The organism is Methanomicrobium sp. W14, from assembly GCF_017875315.1.
Classification (GTDB): Archaea; Halobacteriota; Methanomicrobia; order Methanomicrobiales; family Methanomicrobiaceae; genus Methanomicrobium.
Genome location: NZ_JAGGMM010000002.1, coordinates 72,587 through 93,156 on the forward strand (window position 1 = coordinate 72,587; position 20,570 = coordinate 93,156).

At 46.6% G+C, this 20,570-nt stretch carries 16 protein-coding genes; 5 read left to right on the forward strand and 11 right to left on the reverse strand.

The annotated features are described in order from the left end of the window. Positions 1-463 precede the first annotated feature (463 nt). The gene (locus J2128_RS06250; protein ID WP_209690292.1) at positions 464-1,486 is read right to left on the reverse strand and encodes a type II glyceraldehyde-3-phosphate dehydrogenase; all 1,023 of its coding nucleotides are present in this window, start codon (positions 1,484-1,486) and stop codon (positions 464-466) included. Between the two features lie 191 nt (positions 1,487-1,677). On the opposite strand from J2128_RS06250, the gene J2128_RS06255 reads away from it, so the two are divergent. Then, positions 1,678-2,886, forward strand: a complete 1,209-nt coding sequence (locus J2128_RS06255) for an MFS transporter (protein WP_209690293.1) — start codon at positions 1,678-1,680, stop codon at positions 2,884-2,886. 184 nt (positions 2,887-3,070) lie between these two features. Here the strand turns inward: J2128_RS06255 and J2128_RS06260 are convergent, their stop codons facing one another. Then, on the reverse strand, positions 3,071-3,784 hold the full coding sequence (locus J2128_RS06260; protein ID WP_209690294.1) for a carboxylesterase: 714 nt from the start codon (positions 3,782-3,784) through the stop codon (positions 3,071-3,073). Positions 3,785-3,962: 178 nt separating this feature from the next. On the opposite strand from J2128_RS06260, the gene J2128_RS06265 reads away from it, so the two are divergent. Then, on the forward strand, positions 3,963-5,192 hold the full coding sequence (locus J2128_RS06265) for a PQQ-binding-like beta-propeller repeat protein (protein WP_209690295.1): 1,230 nt from the start codon (positions 3,963-3,965) through the stop codon (positions 5,190-5,192). A 173-nt stretch (positions 5,193-5,365) separates the two neighbouring features. Here J2128_RS06265 and J2128_RS06270 read toward each other — a convergent pair whose 3' ends face one another. The 9 genes from J2128_RS06270 to J2128_RS06310 are packed head-to-tail and all read right to left on the reverse strand — an operon-like array spanning position 5,366 to position 14,914. After that, positions 5,366-6,019: a V-type ATP synthase subunit D gene (locus tag J2128_RS06270; protein ID WP_209690296.1), complete on the reverse strand. Its 654-nt coding sequence runs from the start codon at positions 6,017-6,019 to the stop codon at positions 5,366-5,368. Next, positions 6,016-7,410: a V-type ATP synthase subunit B gene (locus tag J2128_RS06275; protein ID WP_209690297.1), complete on the reverse strand. Its 1,395-nt coding sequence runs from the start codon at positions 7,408-7,410 to the stop codon at positions 6,016-6,018. The genes J2128_RS06270 and J2128_RS06275 overlap by 4 nt, the downstream gene beginning before the upstream one ends. Further along, positions 7,403-9,184: a V-type ATP synthase subunit A gene (locus J2128_RS06280; protein ID WP_209690298.1), complete on the reverse strand. Its 1,782-nt coding sequence runs from the start codon at positions 9,182-9,184 to the stop codon at positions 7,403-7,405. Before J2128_RS06280 ends, J2128_RS06275 begins: the two co-directional genes overlap by 8 nt. Further along, positions 9,181-9,441 (reverse strand): V-type ATP synthase subunit F, encoded by a 261-nt coding sequence (locus tag J2128_RS06285; RefSeq protein WP_209690299.1) that lies wholly within the window; start codon positions 9,439-9,441, stop codon positions 9,181-9,183. The genes J2128_RS06280 and J2128_RS06285 overlap by 4 nt, the downstream gene beginning before the upstream one ends. Further along, entirely contained in the window at positions 9,438-10,598 is a 1,161-nt protein-coding gene (locus tag J2128_RS06290; RefSeq protein ID WP_209690300.1) for a V-type ATPase subunit, read from the reverse strand. Before J2128_RS06290 ends, J2128_RS06285 begins: the two co-directional genes overlap by 4 nt. Further along, positions 10,585-11,169, reverse strand: coding sequence for a V-type ATP synthase subunit E (locus J2128_RS06295; RefSeq protein WP_209690301.1), 585 nt, complete (start codon positions 11,167-11,169; stop codon positions 10,585-10,587). The genes J2128_RS06290 and J2128_RS06295 overlap by 14 nt, the downstream gene beginning before the upstream one ends. Before the next feature lie 4 nt (positions 11,170-11,173). After that, the gene (locus J2128_RS06300; RefSeq protein ID WP_209690302.1) at positions 11,174-12,622 is read right to left on the reverse strand and encodes a V-type ATP synthase subunit K; all 1,449 of its coding nucleotides are present in this window, start codon (positions 12,620-12,622) and stop codon (positions 11,174-11,176) included. After that, positions 12,619-14,598 carry a V-type ATP synthase subunit I gene (locus J2128_RS06305; protein WP_209690303.1) on the reverse strand — a complete coding sequence of 660 codons (1,980 nt, stop codon included), beginning with the start codon at positions 14,596-14,598 and terminating at the stop codon, positions 12,619-12,621. Before J2128_RS06305 ends, J2128_RS06300 begins: the two co-directional genes overlap by 4 nt. Then, a complete protein-coding gene (locus J2128_RS06310) occupies positions 14,552-14,914 on the reverse strand; it encodes a hypothetical protein (RefSeq protein ID WP_209690304.1) in 363 nt (120 codons plus the stop codon). Before J2128_RS06310 ends, J2128_RS06305 begins: the two co-directional genes overlap by 47 nt. Positions 14,915-15,867: 953 nt before the next feature. On the opposite strand from J2128_RS06310, the gene J2128_RS06315 reads away from it, so the two are divergent. From J2128_RS06315 to J2128_RS06325, 3 genes are all read left to right on the forward strand, one after another. Further along, a complete protein-coding gene (locus J2128_RS06315; RefSeq protein WP_209690305.1) occupies positions 15,868-17,550 on the forward strand; it encodes a PAS domain S-box protein in 1,683 nt (560 codons plus the stop codon). A 255-nt stretch (positions 17,551-17,805) separates the two neighbouring features. Continuing rightward, positions 17,806-18,810 (forward strand): hypothetical protein, encoded by a 1,005-nt coding sequence (locus J2128_RS06320; RefSeq protein WP_209690306.1) that lies wholly within the window; start codon positions 17,806-17,808, stop codon positions 18,808-18,810. Positions 18,811-18,906: 96 nt separating this feature from the next. Continuing rightward, entirely contained in the window at positions 18,907-20,562 is a 1,656-nt protein-coding gene (locus tag J2128_RS06325; RefSeq protein ID WP_209690307.1) for an AarF/ABC1/UbiB kinase family protein, read from the forward strand. Positions 20,563-20,570: the final 8 nt, after the last annotated feature.

Sequence of the window (20,570 nt, forward strand, 5' to 3'; positions counted from 1 at the left end):
TATTTTACGGTTCATTTATGCCTTTTTACTATAAACTCCATGTCTGTCCCGTGTCACGATCTTTGTGAGTTAATATAACAGATCCTTATGCATTGCATATGAGATATGCAAAGTTTTATTATTCTACTGTCTAATACTACTATGGTGGTTGTGCTAAAAAGGCATTCAGGCAGAAGCGGGTAGTTAGGATCCTCTATTTCCCGCCTGTAAAAATGCCGCCGTGCCATGCTGAGAGGGATTCTCAGCAAAAAAAGTTGCCCAGCCATCGTGGGGGGTAAAATTAAGTTGCATCTGATGAGGTTTTCTAAGGGGGGGTATCATAAGTTCATGATACTCTATATCTGTTTTAAAAAGAAGATGCAGGTTAATTTTCCGTCATTAGGCATTACAAATTCCTTATGTGAATCTTTTCCCGGTATCCAAAGGCTGTGCGGGATGCCGGGAATTTTTTTTGATGCGATATTCAGATTGCCTTAAATCCGAGGGCTTCGTTTGTCATCCTTATTGAAACTTCAGGGTCTTTGACTTCTCCCGCCATGGCACGTATTGCGTCCACGTTTTCAACAACGACGTCAGCCTCCTGGTGGATTGCCTGGAAGAGGTAGAGTTCGTTTTCATCTGAAACGGATACAGAGTCCTCGAATATGCATGACTCCCACACATCTGAGCGTGGTCTTAGGAGATCTGATGCAAACTCCTTAATTTCGGCTGTGCTTGTTATTCCGAGGCCTTTTCTTATGAGTCCTATTCTCGGGTGTGCCTCTATTATTTCAATGATTTTTTCCTTTGTGGCAGGTTTTTCAAGGTCCATCTGGACTACATGCACGTGCATGAAAGTCGTAGGGACTATGATTGCAGTTGTGACAATGTTAATTCCGGGAAGAACGGTCTGCACATCAGGGCCGTGGTGTGAGGGTATTGTGACAGGATTTAAGACGATTGCATCTATAGGGCCGCGTTTGGGGTCACCGGGGTCGGCACCTCTTCTTATCATCGTCGCCCTTACTTTTTTGACGCCGTATTTCTGGTCTACTGCATTTATTATCCTGCAAAGGCCGGTCGTGTTGCATGAAACGACTCTAGTAAACTGTCTTCCGACGGCCTCTTTGTAGTTGCAAGAGGAATTGAACGAAAATCCGGCGACTTCATGGTCCTCTCCGCCCTGCCAGATTGCTTTTTTTCCGTATTTTTCGTAAAGTTCACGGTTTTTTTTGCCTATGCCGCCCGGCGTTGCATCAACTACGACATCGCATTTCTGTATCATCTCCTCAACAGAACCTGCCACTTTTATTCCTGCGGTTTCGAAGTCAGGCTTTTTTGAGAGATCTGCGATATAAAGCGGGTATCCGCGTTTGTTTGCAACAAGGGCCTCACTGCTGGGCCTTGTTTTTGAAACACCGGTTATTTCCATATCCTTCTGTACAGATACAGCATCCGCAACCCTCTTTCCGATGGTGCCGTAACCGTTTACTGCAACCTTAATCATTGCCTTACTGTATAGGGCTGAAATATCATTAATTGTATGTAGGAGGAAAAAATGTCCGGTCTCAGGTTTAAGTTATAAACCCGTTCTGCAGCAGGAATGTTAAATGGAGTTTATGTCCGATAAAACCTGACCGGGAATAGCTTTTTCCTTTGTTCTTTCTAAACCATAATTCATATATAAGGTAAAAAATTATGACCCCGTTTTTTTCCCTGCCTGAACGCCGTGTAATGTATTACATCTCTTTACTCGGTTTTTTCGCGATATTCTCGACGACAATATCCAAAAACCCGGTCCTGCCTCTCTTTTCGCAGGCTATGGGTGCAGGTGAAGCCGTTATCGGACTTATTGCGGCTGTATCGCCGTTTGCAGGAATACTGTTTTCGTTTCCGGTCGGAGTCCTCTCTGACCATCTCGGAAGAAGGAGGCTTCTTATTGCATCGGGCATCGTGTTTCTCTGTGCACCTCTTCTCTACCTTATCATTTTCAATCCTTTATGGCTGATTCCAATCAGGTTTTTTCACGGTACGGCAACGGCAATTCTCGGCCCTGTCGTATCTGCGGTGATAGCTGAGCGGTTTCCTGCGAACAAGGGGGAGATGCTCGGGCAGTACTCTTCTGCGACCCTCATAGGGAGGACTCTGGCCCCGGTCGTAGGGGGTTTTGTCATCTCCTTTTTCGTCATGTACCCGGGCCTTATACAATACAGGATGGTTTACGTAGTCGCCGCACTTGCGGCCCTGCCTGTTTTTGTACTGATTCTCATGTACAGGGATGACAGCCATACTTCCCTTTCTTTCGTCCCGTTCTCGTCATTTCGCCGCAGCTTCACCCTTTTTTTCTCGGAGAGAAAACTTCGTGCGACGGCATTTGCGGACATGGCGACGTATTTTGCCTTCGGCTCGTTTGAGACGTTTTTTCCTTTCGTTCTTCTCTCTCAGGGAATAGGTGCATATCTCATAGGTGTTCTCTTTGCAGTCCAGACCCTGGTAATAGCCGCGACAAAACCGCTTTTTGGCAGGATTGCCGACAGGATAGACAAAAGAATCCAGATTGCCCTTGGCCTTCTCATCCTCGGCGGCTCAACCGCTGCAATTCCGTTTGCATCATCCTTTATCGTATTTCTTCTGGTGACCTCCTCAATCGGTCTGGGGATATCGCTTTCAACAGTCGCGACCAGTGCTTATATCGCGGATGTTGCGGAAAAGGGCCAGATGGGAGCCTCGATGGGTGCACTCTCCTCAGTTATGGATATCGGGCATTCGGCCGGTCCGGTTGTAACAGGTCTAGTTATAGCTGCAGGCGGCTTTGTTCTGGGATTTTTTGCGAGCTTTTTGATAACTCTTGCAGTCTGCGTGGTTTTCATTATCTCGGTTCGTGACCGAAAACCCGTGCCAAAATGAACGCATGCCGGTATAAATTTAAAAGAATGAATGCCGGAATTAAGAAATGAATCTCACTTATTTTTTTCCTTACTAAAAGAAAAAACAGAACATTTTTCCTGTTACAGCAATTTGTTTTTTTGTTTTGGGGCCGTCAGAACCTGCTGTTTATTTTATATTTACAAATTGTTCCAAACGGGAGTGTTCAGGAGTGTAAAAGGTTTTTTCTGATCCACCGCCTGAAATAAGACAACTGTATTTCGGTATGAAAATAGTGCTCCCCTTCTTTCATCACATCAAGTCCGGCGTTGTTTTGCCTGGAGAATTCAAGAATTTTGTCGTAGCCGGTAAGGCCGTCTTTTGAGCCGTAAAGTATTGAAGTATTCTTATCCCATCTGCCGACAGGGTGCGATTTTACGTAGCAGTAATAGTCCCACTCAAGCGTTTCACCTGTTTTTGTCTGTATTGTCTTTTCAGCTTTTAGTCTCTCTTCGGTTATGCCGGATTTTGCCATCATGCCGTTTATTAAATTCTCCATATCAAGTACAGGAGAGAGAAACAGGCATTGTTCGGTCTCCCTGTCGTGAAAGACGATTAAACTGAAATACGCTCCTATGCTGCATGCAAAAACGCTTGTCCTGCCGCAGATGCCTCTGGCATATTCTGCAATGGTTGAGAGGTCGCGGACACTGTTTTCGGCTGAAAACGGATAGTTCTCATCCTTTCTGTCTCCATGTTCCGGGAGGTCAAAACTCAGGACCTGATATCCGCGTATTACCGCCTCCTCTGCAAGGATTCTGATTATTTCATCCTCTTTTAATGACATCATCCCGTGGACGGCAATGATTAACCTTTCCGATGTTTCCCCCCATAAAACGGAAGGAATGTTTCCAATTCTCAGTTTTTGTCTTATAATCATTTTCTCACAATATGTGCTTTGAATTTACGTATTTTACTGCTATAAGATGTTGCAGCCGTAAATTTGTTAGTTCTGTAAATCTATATTAACAAAAAAATACTAATCTTAACTATTATCCTGTCGTTTTATCCGGCATGAATAGCATGAATAATAATTAGGTAACGGTGTTGATTTTTCGATGTTCATCAGTCTAAAAAATTTAGGAAAGAGAGCTTTTGTGGTTCTGGTTTTATTTGTCTTATGTGCGGTGCTTCCTGCGGCGGTTTCGGCTTCTGCGGATTCGGGCAATTCATCAGGAGAGTGGATGAAGGAATTTTCGCTGGAAGACGGTTCCGTTGCAGCCGTATGGCAGATGTCTGATGGCGACATCGTTGCTGCCGGAAGCGGTGAAAACGGAAGTGAAATCTTTGGTCTTGGTCCAGACGGAAACATTTCGTGGAAAAAAGATATCGGCGGCGGTGAAAACAGCTCCGCGGTTTTTGTGCAGGAATCGCCCCTCGGAGGACTATACCTTTTTACCAGTGACGAGGAACTCGTAAAAACCGATGATTCCGGCAACGTTGAATGGACTTATCGCCAGCCTTACGGTGTCATAAGTTCTATCGAAGTGGCAGACAACGGTAATGTCCTCATGGCAGGGGATTATCTCCAGTCTTTTCTTATCATGATAAGCCCTGAAGGAAACGAGACCTGGAACAAGACCCTGGACACTCCTGACGGCGGAGGGCAGTACAGGTTGTCTTCAGTCCAGCAGATGTCTGACGGGGAATTTGTGGTTGCAGGCTACATAAACCCCATAATGTACACAGAAAACTACCGCGGCTTTATGATGAAGATAAACGAAGAAGGCAACGTCAGCTGGGCAAAACAGTACAAATACAAAGATTCTGCGATGATAACGACGGTTGCGCCACTTGAAGACGGCGGACTTGCAGCAGGCCTTAACAAGATAACAGAGGGTGCATCTGATAACAACACGGAAATCGTGCCTTATATCCTTATAACCGACTCCGGTGGATACCAGAAGACAATGTTTAATGTTCCGGGTGTAGAAGTCGTATATTACGTTACGGAGGCACCTGACAAAGGGTTCTATATGCTTGGAACAGAAGAGAATACCCTGGCAGGTTCTGATGAGTATGAGTATAAGCTTTTGAAAACGGACAATGCAGGTTCTCTGGAGGTGAGTAAATCCTTCGGTGAAACGAGAATAAATTCACTGCAGCAGACTTTAAACGGAGAGATTCTTATGGCAGGATCAGACACTGGGTCCGGAAATGGTGTCATCATAAAAATCATGCCCGGCGATTTGGAAAAAGAAACCAATAGCAGCAAATCTCCAGGGTTCGGGTACGTTATTGCCGTTCTTGGTGCAGTCTGTGCTGCGGCAATAAGACTTAAAAAATAATCCTGCAAAATTTCATTTTTTTTGGATTTTGATATATTTTTATCCGGAATGCAGAGTTATTTTTTAGTCATCCGGTTTCGTTCATCCGAGGATGAGAACAATAAATGCTATTACTCCTGCTGCAAGCGTAAAAAAGCCTGCAATCCGCATTAAAACAAGGATATTCTGCGGGCTCAGTGCCATCGCCCCCCTCCTTTGAGGATTGCCTTGGAACGTTTGCGCCTGAAGAGGTCTTCTCTTTCCAGCTCTTCAAGGTAGTTTTCTATGTATTCGGAAGTTGCATTAAGGGACGGGATAAGCATGTTTTCAAGTGCGTTGACCCTACGGCGGGTTTTTTTGATCTCGTTTTCAAGTGATAATACTACCCCCTCGGCTTCGGCCAGTCTTAAAAGGGCGATGACAAGCTTTTCAAATTCACGGGAGGCCCGGTCGGTGTATGTCGTCGTCTCGGTTATGCTGTAGCCGAAGACTCCCTGACTTCGCAGTTTTTCCGGAATTGTAATCTCAGGCACGACTCTTCCCATAATGCTTCTTGTAAGCATGTCGATGTCATGCATTTCGTCCGCGGTCTTTGAAACCGCCTCAAGATTTCTCCACCCTGTGCTCATAACGGCCCGGGCAAGGCTTTTGTGAGCCGTTTGCGCCTGCTTCGAGCACTTTTCCCTGAGAACGTCACGCTCTGTTTTCATGCGTGAAATCTGGTTTGTCATCGCGTCGAGTTTGTCCTGCAAAAGCTCAAGTCCCCTCTGTGAAAGAAGGATTCTTTTGCGCACCTTCTGAAGTCCAATCCTTGTCGGTTTTGTTCCGGGGATAATTTTTGCCTTCATTCAAACTTTTCCCCGTTTACGTAGTATTTTTCGATGTATTTTTCATCAATTCTTTTGAGTCCCTCTTTCGGAAATTTAGAGAGCAGTCTCCACGAAAGGCTGAGCGTCTCTTCGATGCTTCTTCCCTCGTTCTTGTTCTGGCTTACAAATTCCTTTTCAAAAGTGTCGGCAAAAGACAGGTACAGCCTGTCGGAAGGGCTAAGGCTTTCGTCCCCTATGACCGCGACAAGACTCTGGAGCTTTCTTCCCCTGGCATATGCGGCGTAAAGCTGGTTTGTGACGTCTGCATGGTCACCGCGGGTTTTGCCTTCTCCGATTCCGCCCTTCATCAGGCGTGAAAGACATGGGAGTACATCTATCGGCGGATATATGCCTTTTCTGTGGAGGTCACGGGACAGGACAATCTGTCCTTCGGTGATGTAGCCCGTAAGGTCGGGGACCGGGTGCGTTATGTCGTCGTCAGGCATAGTAAGAATGGGCAACTGCGTAATCGAGCCTTTTTTCCCTTTAATCCTTCCTGCACGCTCGTAAATTGAGGCAAGGTCGGTGTACATGTACCCGGGGTACCCCCTTCTTGCAGGGACCTCCTCCCTGGCTGCCGAGACCTCCCTTAAGGCCTCGCAGTAGCTTGTGATGTCCTGTAAAATTACAAGGACGTGCATACCATCGTGAAAGGCGAGGTATTCTGCGGCCGTCAGGGCAATCCTTGGCGTAATGATTCTTTCTATCGCAGGGTCATCGGCATGGTTTATAAACAAAACCGCATGTTCAAGTGCTCCGGTGCGTGAAAACTCCTCCCTGAAATAGTGGTCTTCGTCGTAAGTTATTCCCATTGCGCCGAAGACTATTGCGAAGTCCTCTTTTTCCCCCAGGACCCGGGCCTGCCTTGCTATCTGCGCTGCAAGCCTTGAGTGGGGCATACCGGAACCGGAAAATATCGGGAGCTTCTGGCCACGTACAAGCGTGTTCATGCCGTCTATCGCGGATATCCCTGTTTCTATAAAATCCTCCGGGTATTCGCGTGAGTACGGGTTTATCGAGTAGCCGTTGATATCTAAGACTTTTTCAGGAATTACGTCCCCTCCGCCGTCAGAGGGCTCTCCGTCACCGCTGAACACTCTCCCGAGCATATCACGCGAAACTCCGGTCTTCATAGGTGACCCCGTAAACCTTACCGACGTCACGTCAGTGTCGAGGTCGCTTGTCCCTCCATACACCTGTACAATGGCAAAACCCTTTGCAGTCTCGAGCACCTCTCCTTTCTGTATCGTATTGTCGGGGAATTTTACGAAGACAAGCTCCCCGTAGGAAGCGTCCTCTATGCCTTCGACTGCCAGAAGAGGCCCGGAAACCCTTACGACAGATACAAATTCCCTGCCTTTTTCAGTCATCGCCGCCTCCTGCGAGAACCGAGTCTATGCCTGATTTCAGTGATTTAATAACACCTGTACAGAATTCGGCAATTTCGTCCTCCGGTCTTGCACCGAGATGGGTGAAACCCTGCATTGCCGGAAGTGCCGAGATTTCAGACGTTAAGGCTCCCTTTTTGACCGCCTCGCCTGCAGTCCTGAAGAAGTCAGTAATAAGTTTCATCATCATCTCCTGCTTGAAGGGAGAGCAGTAGCGGTCCTGCGGGTCGGTCGCATACTGGACAAGAAAAGACTCTTTTATGATGTCAGCAGAAAGGAGCACAAGTTTGTCCTCCTCGGGGAGTACGTCAGGGCCTACAAGCTGCACAATCTCCTCAAGCTCGCTTTCCTTCTGGAGGATGCTCATCATTGTCTGCCGCATCTCCTTCCAGTTCTCCTTTGTTTTCTCCTCCCACCATGACGCAGTAAGCTCGGTATAAAGTGAGTATGACAAAAGCCAGTTTATAGCTGGAAAATGCCTTTCATGTGCAAGGTCTGCATCAAGGGCCCAGAATGCACCCGTTATCCGGAGGGTATTCTGGGTTACGGGTTCAGAGAAGTCTCCTCCGGGAGGCGAGACAGCTCCGATGACGGATATCGACCCGTTCCTCTCTTCGCTCCCGAGGACTTTTGCACGTCCTGCTCTCTCGTAGAACCCGGCAAGCCTTGATGCAAGATATGCAGGGTATCCCTGCTCTCCCGGCATCTCTTCTAGCCTTCCGGATATTTCACGCATAGCCTCGGCCCAGCGGGAAGTAGAGTCCGCCATTAGGGCTACGTCGTAACCCATGTCGCGGTAGTACTCAGCTATTGTTATTCCTGTGTATACGCTCGCCTCTCTTGCCGCAACCGGCATATTGCTTGTGTTCGCGATAAGGACCGTTCTCCTCATAAGCGGTTTGTGTGTTTTCGGGTCTTCGAGAACCGGAAATTCACGCAGGACATCGGCCATCTCGTTTCCCCTCTCGCCGCATCCTACGTATACAATAATGTCGGCATCTGACCACTTTGCAAGCTGGTGCTGAACGACGGTCTTTCCCGCACCGAAAGGCCCCGGGACTGCCGAAGTGCCGCCCTTTGCTATTGGAAAAAGTGTATCTATAACCCTCTGGCCGGTTATAAGCGGCTCTTTGGGGTCAAGTTTTTTCCTGACAGGCCTCTCTTTTCTTACAGGCCAGTGCCTGAGGATTTTTACGGGGAATTCTCTGCCTTTTTCAGTCCTGATTTTTGCAATGATGTCTTCTATGGTATATTCCCCTTTTGGCGCCGTCCATACAAGCTCACCTGAAATACCCGGGGGGACGAGAATTTTGTGTGTAATGCTTTCCTCCGGGACTGTCCCGAGTATATCCCCTTCTGATACCGGGCTGTTTACTGTTATCCGGGGGGAGTATTCCCATAGGCGTTCTCTGTCAAGTGACGGGATGTCGGTCCCCCTTATTATAAAATCGCCGACAGATTCGCTCATTTTTTCAAGTGGTCTCTGGATGCCGTCGTATATCATGCCGAGAAGGCCGGGCCCGAGTTCTGCCGAAAGGGGCATTTTTGTCCCCTCTACAGGTTGTCCCGGAAAGAGCCCTCTTGTATCCTCATAGACCTGGACTGTTGCGGTGTCCCTTTCAAGCGATATCACTTCCCCTACAAGCTTCTCGTCACCTGCCCTGACGAGTTCATACATCTGCGTTCCCCTCATGTTTTCGGCGGTTATTACCGGGCCTGCTATTTTTACGATTGTTCCTGCGGGATTGTCCTTCAATTCTTCTGCCTCCTGTAACCGGGAAGTGATATTATGACAGGGTAGGGGTACCTTGTCTGGCTCAGGCCTTTTATGTCGGCTTTCATCTCTTCTGCATATTCTTCATCTATTACGATTACTCCGACATCCTCCTGCATTGCATATTCCCTGAGTGCTGCTGTCGCCTCTTTTTTGTCTTTGCACGCTTTTGAACAGACTGTTCCGGCGAGTGCAAATCCTGCCGCAGTCTCCTTTGGACCGATATATGAAATTTTCATGTCTCCTCTGAAAAGACCATCATACCCATGATATCTTCGGGTGCCATTCTTTCCGTGACACCTGTATATGTGGCTGTCAGGTTTTCGTACTCTATTCTTCTTGCATATGCGTACCTGATGAGAGGGCCGCTTCCGAGGTGATATCTTGATGAAAGGTTGTCTGAGACTTCAAGAAGCATTTTTTCCAGTTCTTTTTCAGGACTTGCGCCTTCCCTGAAGGCATTTTCCATTGCATCCCGGTAAACCGTACTGCGGCAGGCTTCTTTTAGCTCCTCCTTTGTCCTGCTCATGGAAAGACTTTTGAGACTGTCGCCGTGAAATTCAAATCCCCCTTCTGTCATAAGCATGGCCTTATGTCCGCTGTCAAGCCCCAAAGAGACCGCACGACAGAGATTTTTCAGGTTTTGGACATCTATAAGATGTCCTGTGAAGAGAGCCAGGGGCTCTGCAAGGCTTACGTCCACCTGGGCCGATGCGAAGGCGAGCGAGTCGCACAGGTGACGGTCAATTACAAGCTCCGCCGACTGAAGCGTTTCGTCCTCCATATCGTATTCTTCAGGGATAAGGTCCAGGGAATAAAGGATGCTTCTGATGTCACTTTCTGTCTTCGTAGATGATATCCTCCTGTTTATCCTGTCTGTAAACATACCGACGGGGACGGTTTTCGGGCTTATTCCTCCTCTGAGGGCCCTGAGCATATACTTTATTTCACCTGCTTCGGCAAATTTCATGTAGGCCTCAAAAAAGGGCCTGACGGATTTAGGGACAGTGTCAAGCAGTTTTTCAAGCGATAAATAGTATTCCCTCCTGAAGTACATCCCGCTCTCCTCTTCATTCATGACCCTGTGGGAAGATAGCCCGTACCCGAATTTTCTTAAGTTTTCCGTTATCTCTTCTGCGGACAGGGACCCTGCAAGGGTTTCAAGTGTGTCTTTTTCAACGAGAGGGTTTCCTATCGCTCTGACCCTTGCGACCGGGTGAGCGAAGTCCGCGATGTTTAATATCAGCCTTATATACCCGGAAAAGACCGCAGCGCCGATGATTATCGCAATGAGTACTCCGAATACGAAGAGTATTACTGCATAATCACCATTCTGACCTGTAAAAGACCCTGAAATAAGGTCTGATACAGCCTGCGAGGGGTCAAATTCTGCCATATAACATCATTGCGGTATCGTGGATAAGCTGTTTTTTCTGCCGTTTCAGCCTTTCCCGAAATGTCTGGTCAATTCGTATCTCCGGGTTTTTTGAATATATTATGACTCCGGTGCTGGTAATTGTCTCATCTGACAGCCTGATATTTTCATAGACGCTGATGATTTCAGAGACTATTCTTTGGTCCTCTCTTCTTGCGATAACGTATACCTCACCGTCCCCGGTTTCGTTTGCACCTTCCTCTATCAGCTTCCGGAGAATTTCCGGGTATTTTTCGTCTGAATAGATGTTGTCAAGCCTTTTTTCAGCTTCCAGGATGCATTTCTCTATGCCTTCCTCCTTTGCCTCGCGTACAAGCCTGTTCGCTTCGAGGCGTGTGAGGGACAGAAGTCTTCTCTCCTCCTCAGAGAATTCCCTCTTTTTTTCACTGATGAGAGCTGCAGATCCCAATTCAGCCTCCTCCAGGGCCATATTAAGAATCTCATCACGTCTTTTTTCCGCGTCTTCCCTGACAGACCTGATCTTTTTTTCTGCGTCCTCTCTAATCTGTCTTATAATCACTTCAGAGCTCAATGTTTTATCCCCCGTTGAAAAGGCCAAGGCCGAACATTATGAGAATTGCTATAAGAAGGCCGAATATTGCAAAGGTTTCAGCCATCACGGTGAAAATAAGGCTTCTTCCCATAGCGTCCTTTCCTGAGGCCGTTGCGGCTATTCCTGATGCTGCTGTCATTCCCTGTCCTATTGCCGAAAGTCCGGCAAGTCCTGTTGCAATGCCTGAACCGATGGAAGCAAACCCGACTGCCGCTGTTATCGTCACGTTTTTCGTGATGATTCCCGTAAACGCCATAAGAAGAATTGCAACCAAAAGCCCGTAAATCGCCTGAGTTTCAGGTATCACGGTAAATACAAGAGATTTTCCAAACATCTTCTCCTTTTCCGATGTCGTGGCAATTCCTGACGCCGCGGTAATCCCCTGTCCGATTCCTGAAAACCCTGCAAGTCCTACAGCAATTCCTGACGCAACAGACGCCATCCCTGCTGCAGCCGTTGCAACGAAATCTCTTGTAATCATCCCTGTAAACGCCATAAGAAGAATTGCGATTAAAAGTCCGTAAATCGCCTGTGTTTCCGGAATAACCGAGAAAACGAGTGACTTTCCAAACATCTTCTCCTTTTCGGTCGTTGCCGCGATTCCGGCTGATGAAGCAATCCCCTGACCGATTGCCGAGACCGCGGCAAGGCCTGCCGCAAGACCGCAGCCGACTGCTGCAATTCCGTAGGAAATGTCGGATACAGGATTTTCGGTTACGATACCGGTGAATGTCATGATAAGGATTGCGACTAAAAGTCCGTAAATCGCCTGCGTCTCGGGAATTACCGAGAAAACAAGCGCTTTTCCAAAGATATCCTTCTTTTCGGAAGATGCCGCAATGCCACCTGATGCGGCTATCCCCTGTCCGATTGCCGAAAGACCTGCAATTCCCACCGCAAGTCCGCAGCCTATGGCCGCAAGTCCGGTCGCGGTTGTTGCGGAAGGGTTTCCTGAAAGAAGTCCTGAGAATGCAAGGATAAGGATTGCGACCAAAAGCCCGTAAATCGCCTGTGTCTCGGGGATTACCGAGAACACGAGTGATCTCCCCATGTTTTCGTCCTTTTCGGCCGTTGCCGCAATCCCTGATGACGCCGCAATCCCCTGTCCGATTGCGGATAAACCGGACACTCCTGCTGCGATTCCTGCACCGAGAGCCATAAGTCCGGATGCAATGGAGATGTCTTCTCCACTGCCGCCTATTATTCCGGTGGAAAGAAGAATCAGGATTGCGGCAAGAAGCCCGTAAATTCCCTGAGTCTGCGGAACCGCCTGGAATACCAGCGCTTTCCCGAATTTTTCCGGGCGGACCGAGGTTACGCCTGCAGCAGTCGCACCAGCAATTCCCACACCAATTCCTGATCCTACGGCGGCCATTCCCACGGCCGTTCCGGCCCCTATGACTGCAAGTGCAAGCCCGGGGGTTATTGTCATTTCGAATCACTCTCCTTTACTGTGTACCTGCGCCTGTACGTGAACGGTCTGAAGGTCTCTCCGCCTCCTTCATAAAATTTGCCGAAAAATTCAACATACTGGAGTCTTAAGGAATGGATGAACCCGCCCAGCACCTGGAGCAGAAAGTTTGCCGCATGCCCGCCGATACAGATTACAGCCGCAATTATGACGAATACCGGGCCTGCGTCCGCTACCATTCCTGAAATTATGTTGATTGTCATGGCAATACCGACAGTAGCAAGGGCAAGAGCCAGTATACGCGAATAGGACAGCCAGTCCCCGAGAAATCCGGTGAGGCTGAAGAAGCCCAGGGGCCCTTTTGACACCATGATGACCGATACTGCAAAAAGTGCCCCGAGAGATGCCGTCATTATAATTTCCCCGGAGAAGTCTGCCCACCCGAAGAACGAGAAGAGGAGTATTGCCGCACACGGCTCAAGCAGAAACCATATCCCCTGCTCTTTAAGCATTTTTGGGATGTTTTTTTCGATGATGTTTTTTCTGGCACCAAGTATCAGCCCTGCGTTTATATGGATTATTCCGAATACAAGAGAGAATACGAGGAGTCCTATCGGGTCTTCGAGAGGGTTTAATATCCCCGGGAAGGGGTTTTCAGCCGTAAAACGCGACAAAAAGTCCCCGAAAAATCCTCCCTCCACGTAGCCGAAGAAAATGCTTGAAATCCCGCACGCCAGAAATACGACGGACAGGTCGTGCACACTTCCGTCTTCTCTTCCTGCACCGTTTAAAAGAAGAATGCTCAGGACTGTCAGGATAAGGCCGTAGCCGATATCTCCCAGCATTATCCCGAATGTTACGACAAGGACAGGTGCAAGGAAAAATGTCGGGTCAATCTCTTTGTATTTTGGTGCTGCAAAGAGGTTTGTCAGCATTAGGAACGGGTGCAGGAGAGGACCGTGGGGGCAGAGTACCGGAATTTCCTCCTCACAGTCTTCATCAGGCTCTTCAAATAAGCACAGAGACCTGCCGGATGAAGATTTTTCGCAGAGTTCTTCAAGTTTTTTTCTGTCCTTTTCAGGCACCCATCCCCTGATATATGTCAGGTTTTCATCAGAGCCTGCCATCATAAGGCCCTCTTCGCGGCTTTTTAGAACGGCGGTCTCTTCGTGAATTGCACAGAGGGGCAGGTAAATCTCCTTTTTTATCTCCTCCTTCTCTTTCTGCATTTCTTTTTTTTGCGTCCTGAGGGATTCGGTCTCCTTCTCAATTGCTGAGACCGCTTCCTTTGCTCTGCCGAGAGGTCTGTCCGGCACAAACTCCCTGAATGAATATTTTTTCAGGGCGTTTTCCACTTCGTCCAGGCAGCTTAAATGGCAGGCTACGACAGCGGCATGACCACATTTAATCTCCGTTTTTTCAATGACAAATCCTTTTACTCCCCTGTTTTCAAGAAAATTTTCAAAAAGCTCCAGGTGTCCGTCGTCAAAAAATCCGGCTTTTACCGACAGGAATTCTGTTTTTCCCAGGTATTCAAAATTAAGGTTGAGCGGGACGAAAAAACCGGCGAGTCTTTTTTCTTCCTCAAGAAGCCTGATGTTTTCGTCTGTCTCCTCAAGGGAGGCTTCAAGTTCCCCGGCGCGGACTATTTTGGGACGCATCAGTTCCGATTTTGCCTGCAGGTCTTTCAAATCTGATGTTTTAATTGTAATCTTTTCGTATTTTTCAGGGGCAAAATAGGATATTATTTCCGAAAATCCGCTTTTTTTCTTACCTTTTAGGGTCTCTGTTCCGCGTTCAAGAAATGAGTTCAGTTCTGAGATTTCCCTGGCAGGAGATGATTTTGGTGCGATGATGTATTTACTGAGTTTTGGGGGAGCCTTGCTGATTCCGGTAATTTCAATCAGGCCGGACTCGTGAAGCCTTTCCGTAAGCTTTTTTTCGTATTTTTTATGGACTATTAAAGTCAGCCTGCACATTTTCGCGGGGGTCAGCATTTTCTGCACCTGTTGCGAGATTTATGATATATTCAACTGCACTTTCGTATTTTTGTGTCCCTGATTCCCTGAGTTCTTTTGCTGTCTTTTCTGCTTTCAGCATTATTTCTGATCTTTTTCTGCCGGCTTTTTCAAGTGTATACAAGGCAAGGTTTTCTGCCTCCTCCTCTGCACTTTTTCTTTTTTCTTCGATAATTTCAAGGCCCCTGGCCTTTGCCTTCTTTAAAATCTCCTCAGCTTCTTTTTCGGCGTATCTGATATCTTCAAGGGCTTCCTCTTCATTTTTTTTGATAAGCTCTATCTCATGGTATGACATGTGATTGCTCTTTTTTATGTGGTTTAATTGAGTATTACTGCAGTTTTACGTTAAATATGTTGTGCCAAAAAAGTTACGGCTTTTTAGGCTTTATGCGTTTATAATGTGCAACTTAGAAATAAGGAATATGAAGATAATCAAAAGTCCCCGGAGCCTGAATATTTCATGCTCTCTAAAAAAATCCGGAAATCTCCGGGAATATTCTCTGTGATTTTATGCAATAAATCTGTATAAGGAGTTTTAACAGTCTGTTTCTTTCTTTGAATATTTCTTAAAATTCTTAAAAAAATGGTTTTCAGCACGTATCATCCGGGGGAGAGTGAGTGCTGAAAAACCGGATAAACTGGCTTTATCCGGAAAAAGGACAGGTTTTGTGGTTGAGACCTGCCACTTTTTAGGTGAAATGAGATTCTTTGTTTGTACGTGTGTTTTCTGGTTTTTGCAATTGGGGTGATTTTTGTCGGGGTTATATTGCCTTTAAGGGAAAGCATCCATTGAGGACAATAGAGAGGTATAGCTTTATTGCCCGTTTATAAAACCCGTTAATTGCTGCTTTTTAAGGGTTTTTGGAGGAAATTATGGATGTTTTTTTAGATTCATTCTTGAGTTGCGGAAAATGTGCCTTAAATCATGACGCTTTCCTTTAAAGTTGTGCAATCAACTTCTGCATTGACCTGATTTACGGTGCCAGGATGCAAATCTGACCCGTCCTGAAGACTCCTGTCTTCTCCAGGCTGTCCATCAGTCTGAACATTGCAGACGCGAACAGATTGTAGAGGTTTTTTCCCAGGTCTGATCACTTTCAGTCTGGTATTGCAAATAATAATGTATTCTGTATGATATATAAATATTTCTCTCAACGCAAAGCATTAAACCATGCGTTGTAAGAATCATCATGTTCTGCAACAACGAAAGCAATAAGTAATCCTGGTTAGTAACCTAACCTGTGAAGTATGGACAATTATGCAGATGAGCTGTCTGAAATTCTCAGTACTTTAAAGGAAAACCCGCGTGGGCTTTCTGTCAGTGATATTGCACTTAGGATAGGTGTCAACAGGAATACCGTTTCAAGGTACCTTGACATGCTCAGAATATCCGGTCAGGTTGACATGAAAATCTACGGGAAGGCGAAAGTTTTCTTCATCTCACAGCGTGCACCAGTATCCGCAATGCTCAATTTTTCTTCAGACATGGTCGCGGTAATAGACAGTGACATGCAGATTGTCCAGGTCAACGACGCCCTTTGCAGCCTTTTAAATATTGACCAAAGTGAAATTATTGGCAAAAAATTACGTGATTCTCCACTTGTCGGCTTTGATCACCCGCTTATAAACGAGAGGATGAAGGCTGCCCTTGAGGGCAGCGAGACTGAAGACGAAATAAAAATCGTCCGGATTGATGAAGAGAGATATTACAGGATAAGAATAATTCCTACAGTCCTGAACGATTCTTCTCCAGGAATCACTGTAATGCTTGAGGATACGACCGGACAGCGCCGGGCAAGGGATGCGCTTGAAAAGAGCGAGCATAATTTCAGGTCCCTTGTGGAAGAGATAAACGACGCCATCTGGAATATTGACGAGGACGGGGTGTTTCTCTACGCAAGTCCCCGTACTGAGGCGGTTACAGGTGTCAGTGCGGATGAAATTATCGGCAAATCACTTTTTGACTACATGGACACTGATTCCTCTGCTTTTTTCAGGGAATCTATGCAGAATGCAAAGAAAAGAAAAAAGGCTGAGCTCCTGGAGTGCACAATAAAGCGCGTTTCTGGAAAAAATGTCAGAATTGAGGCAAGTATATCCCCCAAATTTGATGGAACCGGTTATCTTACCGAGTTCAGGGTTGTAAGCCGTGACATATCCGCCAGGTTTGATGCTGTAAAAGGCCTTTTCAAGTGGAAGTCTTTTCTAAGCTCGATTGTCCAGAACATTCCCCTGATGGTCCTTGTAAAGGAGGTCAGAAAGGGCACCTATATCTTCTTCAACAGGTCTGCCGAGGATTTCTTCGGTCTCAACGGTGAAAGCTCGGTAGGAAGGATGGGATGTGAGCTTTTTGCCGATAAAATAACCGAGTGTTTTGTATCCGGTGACAGAGAGGTCGTCTCCACCAAAAAACCAGTGTTTCTCCATGAGTTTCAGGCAAAATCTAATTCTGGCACTCTGAGGGTTCTTAAGGTCAGGAAAGTCCCCATACTCGGTCCTGATGAAAATCTTGAGTACATTATGACCATTGCGGAGGACATAACCGAGCAGAAACGTGCCGAAGAAGAGATAATCGCCCAGCGTGACCAGGCCCAGAGCTACCTGGATGTGGCGGGAGTCATGATAGCTGTCGTAAACAGAAATGGCATGATAGAGAGCCTGAACAAAAAAGGATGTTCTCTTTTAGGCTACGAGGAGAGTGAGATTGTTGGCTCAGACTGGTTTATGACCGTCGTCCCCCAAGACCTCCGTGACGGACTCAGGAGAGGTTTTGACCTGGCGATAAACGGAGGATGCATCCCTAAACCCGGTGAACACGGAAGGCTTCTAAGAAAGGACGGGACAGAAATTGCAGTAGACTGGTATAATACTTTCCTTAAAAACTCAAAGGGCAAAATAATCGCGATGGTCTCATCTGCATCCGAAAACTAGACCCTGTGCTGTTTTTCAGTATTTTGTCCACTTTGTCCTCCGGTTACCTGTTATCTCCTGTGCATTTTTTCTGCCTGCTGCGTAATTTTTGGCCTGATAGGTGTTTTAACACTGTTCTTCTTTTGGCATACTTTTTTAAGCTATCAATTCCTTAAAAGACGAATAAAACAGCTGGATAATATCCGGTGTAAAAATCCTTCTTTAAAGGATTTTTTCCAGATATCCGGAATATATCCGCCAGGTGCCGGAAATTAAATGAAAAAACCATTATTAATTGTTTTAGCCCTTCTGGCTGCAGTTCTTGTCCTCTCCGGAGAAGTGTCTGCAGGAGGGGATACTTATGCGAAAGGGGATACGGTCGACATTTCGGGAAGCGTTACCGGAAGCCCGTCCCAGGGACTTGCGGTATGGGTTTTCGGCCCGAACTACTGGACACGTGAAATCCAGAGTGTTTCGGGGGACACTTATACTTATGAAATCCCCGGAAGTATTACTGAAAACATGGCTTCCGGGCAGTACTTCTGTATAGTGCAGCACCCGATGATGAACGGCGTATTTGACGTATACGTATCCGGTGATGATGTCGTCTCGTCTTCAGGCCAGTCTTTTGCAATAAGCGGTTCGGGAAAACTGCAGGGAAGCTCCGCCGCATATGCACTCATGAATATGATTGACTCTCCCGATATCGACGATATGTATGTAGTCACAGAGTTTTACATAACCGACCCGTGGATTAGGTTCACTCCTGAGGAGACGTATTATACAGGTGACAATATACTGATCTCCGGAAGCACGAATGTAGCCGCAGGTGAAAAGCTGATATACGAGCTGTATTCATCGTCATTCAACCCCGAGTCCAAGAGCAATCTCTCAGGTTTCTCCGGAAAATCAGGAACTGTAACTGTTGAACCTGCAGGCGATGAAAACGTCTGGGAGGTTTTGATTGACACTGACGGGATGAAACCCGACACTTACATATTCAGAGTATCAAAGGACGACGGTTCCGCAGCATATTCCGAAGAGTTTACCCTTGAAAAAAACCCTTCCTTAACGGTTTCAAACGAAGTCTCTTCCTCTGAGTCTTCTCAAGGAGAGGCCGTTGCAATAAGTACGGCAGTTTCAACATCCGCATCCTCAGGTTATACTGAAAACAAAAATGCTTCCGAAACCGCTGCACAGCCCTCTCCGGGGGCCGGCTGGATTTTGAGCATGTCTGCATTCTTTGTGTCTGCGGTTGCTCTGGCAAAAAGACGTCTCTGATGACTTTTAAAGTCATCGTTTATTTTGTGCCTTTAAAATTCATTTTTGAAATTGTTTTAAGACTGTTTTATTACTATGAAGGACTAATTTTCACACATGGTTGCAAGGCTGAAGCGCTACGGTCAGATCGCCGACGTAATGGTAAAATACGGTTTCGGCATATTTCTTGATGAAATAGATCCCGATGCGTCCAAACGCAGAAAATTTTTCAAGAGGTCTGTACCGGACAGCAGATCCGTCTACGAAAGGGTGAGGCTTGTGCTTGAGGAGCTCGGCCCGACAGCAGTGAAGTTCGGACAGATGGCGGCATCGAGAAGTGAGTCCATACCCCCCGAGCTTGTGGAGGAGCTGAAAAAACTGCATGACCACGTAACACCCGTCCCTTTTGAGGCCCTTGTTCCGACAATAGAGGAGTTCTGCGGTCCGATAAACGAGACGTTTGAATATTTTGAAAAAACTCCCATAGCAGCGGCCTCGATAGGACAGGTCCACAGGGCGGTATTAAAGGACGGGACAATAGTAGCGATAAAAATTCAGCGTCCGAATATAGCCGAAAAAATAGAGACCGATACAGTAATTATAGAGGGCATGGCACGCCGCTTCGAGAAGGTAAATCCTGCATTAAAGGCGTACAACCTCAGCGGAATGGTCGACGATTTTACAAAAATGATGAAAAGGGAGCTTGATTATGTCGCCGAAGGAAAAAACGCCGACATATTCTCCCGCAACTTTAAAAAAAGGCCTGAAATAAAATTCCCAAAAATATACTGGGAGTATTCCGGTTCGAGGCTTCTGATGATGGAGTACATCGAGGGCATCAGGGTCGATGACGTGGAGGGCATAAAAATATACGGCTATGACCCTAAGGTATACGCCGACTGGGGATTTGAGACGTATCTCAAGATGATATTTGAGGACGGCTTTTTTCATATAGACCCTCATCCGGGCAATATTTTCGTGACGATAGACGGCAAACTGGCTTTTATTGATCTTGGCGCTATTGCCATAATAAGACCTGAAAGAAGGCACACATTCATAAAACTACTCTTATCAATAGTCGACACCGACGTCGACATGATAATTGACTGCTTCAAAAAGCTCGGGGTACGTATAGACGACGATGATCTTGACGAGATAAAAGACCAGCTTTATTATGCCCTTTTTGACTCCGAAGGCTTTGAGATATCCTCGGTAGATACGATAAGCTCTCTGAACACAATTCCGAAGATCCTGAACCGCTACCATATACAGATACCGGGAACCCTTATGTCCCTTTTAAAGGTGCTGATTATGGTCATCGGTGTCGGCCAGACTTTAAACCCGCAGTTCAGTTTCTACGACAAGGCAAGGCCTTATCTTACCGAGATTGTAAAAATGCAGTATTTCTCGCCGCAAAGCTTTAAGAAGACTTCGCACACTCTGATGGAAAGCGTCGACAGCATAATGAAGCTTCCGAAGATCTTCAGCAGGACGATGAACAAATGGGCCGCCGGGAAGTTTCAGATAGATATCGTGGCAAAAGATGTGGAAAAACTGTCGAATACCATAGAAAAGGCGACCGACAAGATTTTGATGGGGATGGTTGCATCAGCACTTGTGATAGGTGCCTCAATCGTTATGTACTCTGCCGACTTTGAGTACAGCAACTGGCTTATGTACTTCACCGTGGCTGTATACTGTGCGGCGTTTGTAATAGCTATCGTGACTATTGTGCGTGTATTATTCTTTGAACCTTCAGCAAGAAAAAAATGAAGAAGAAC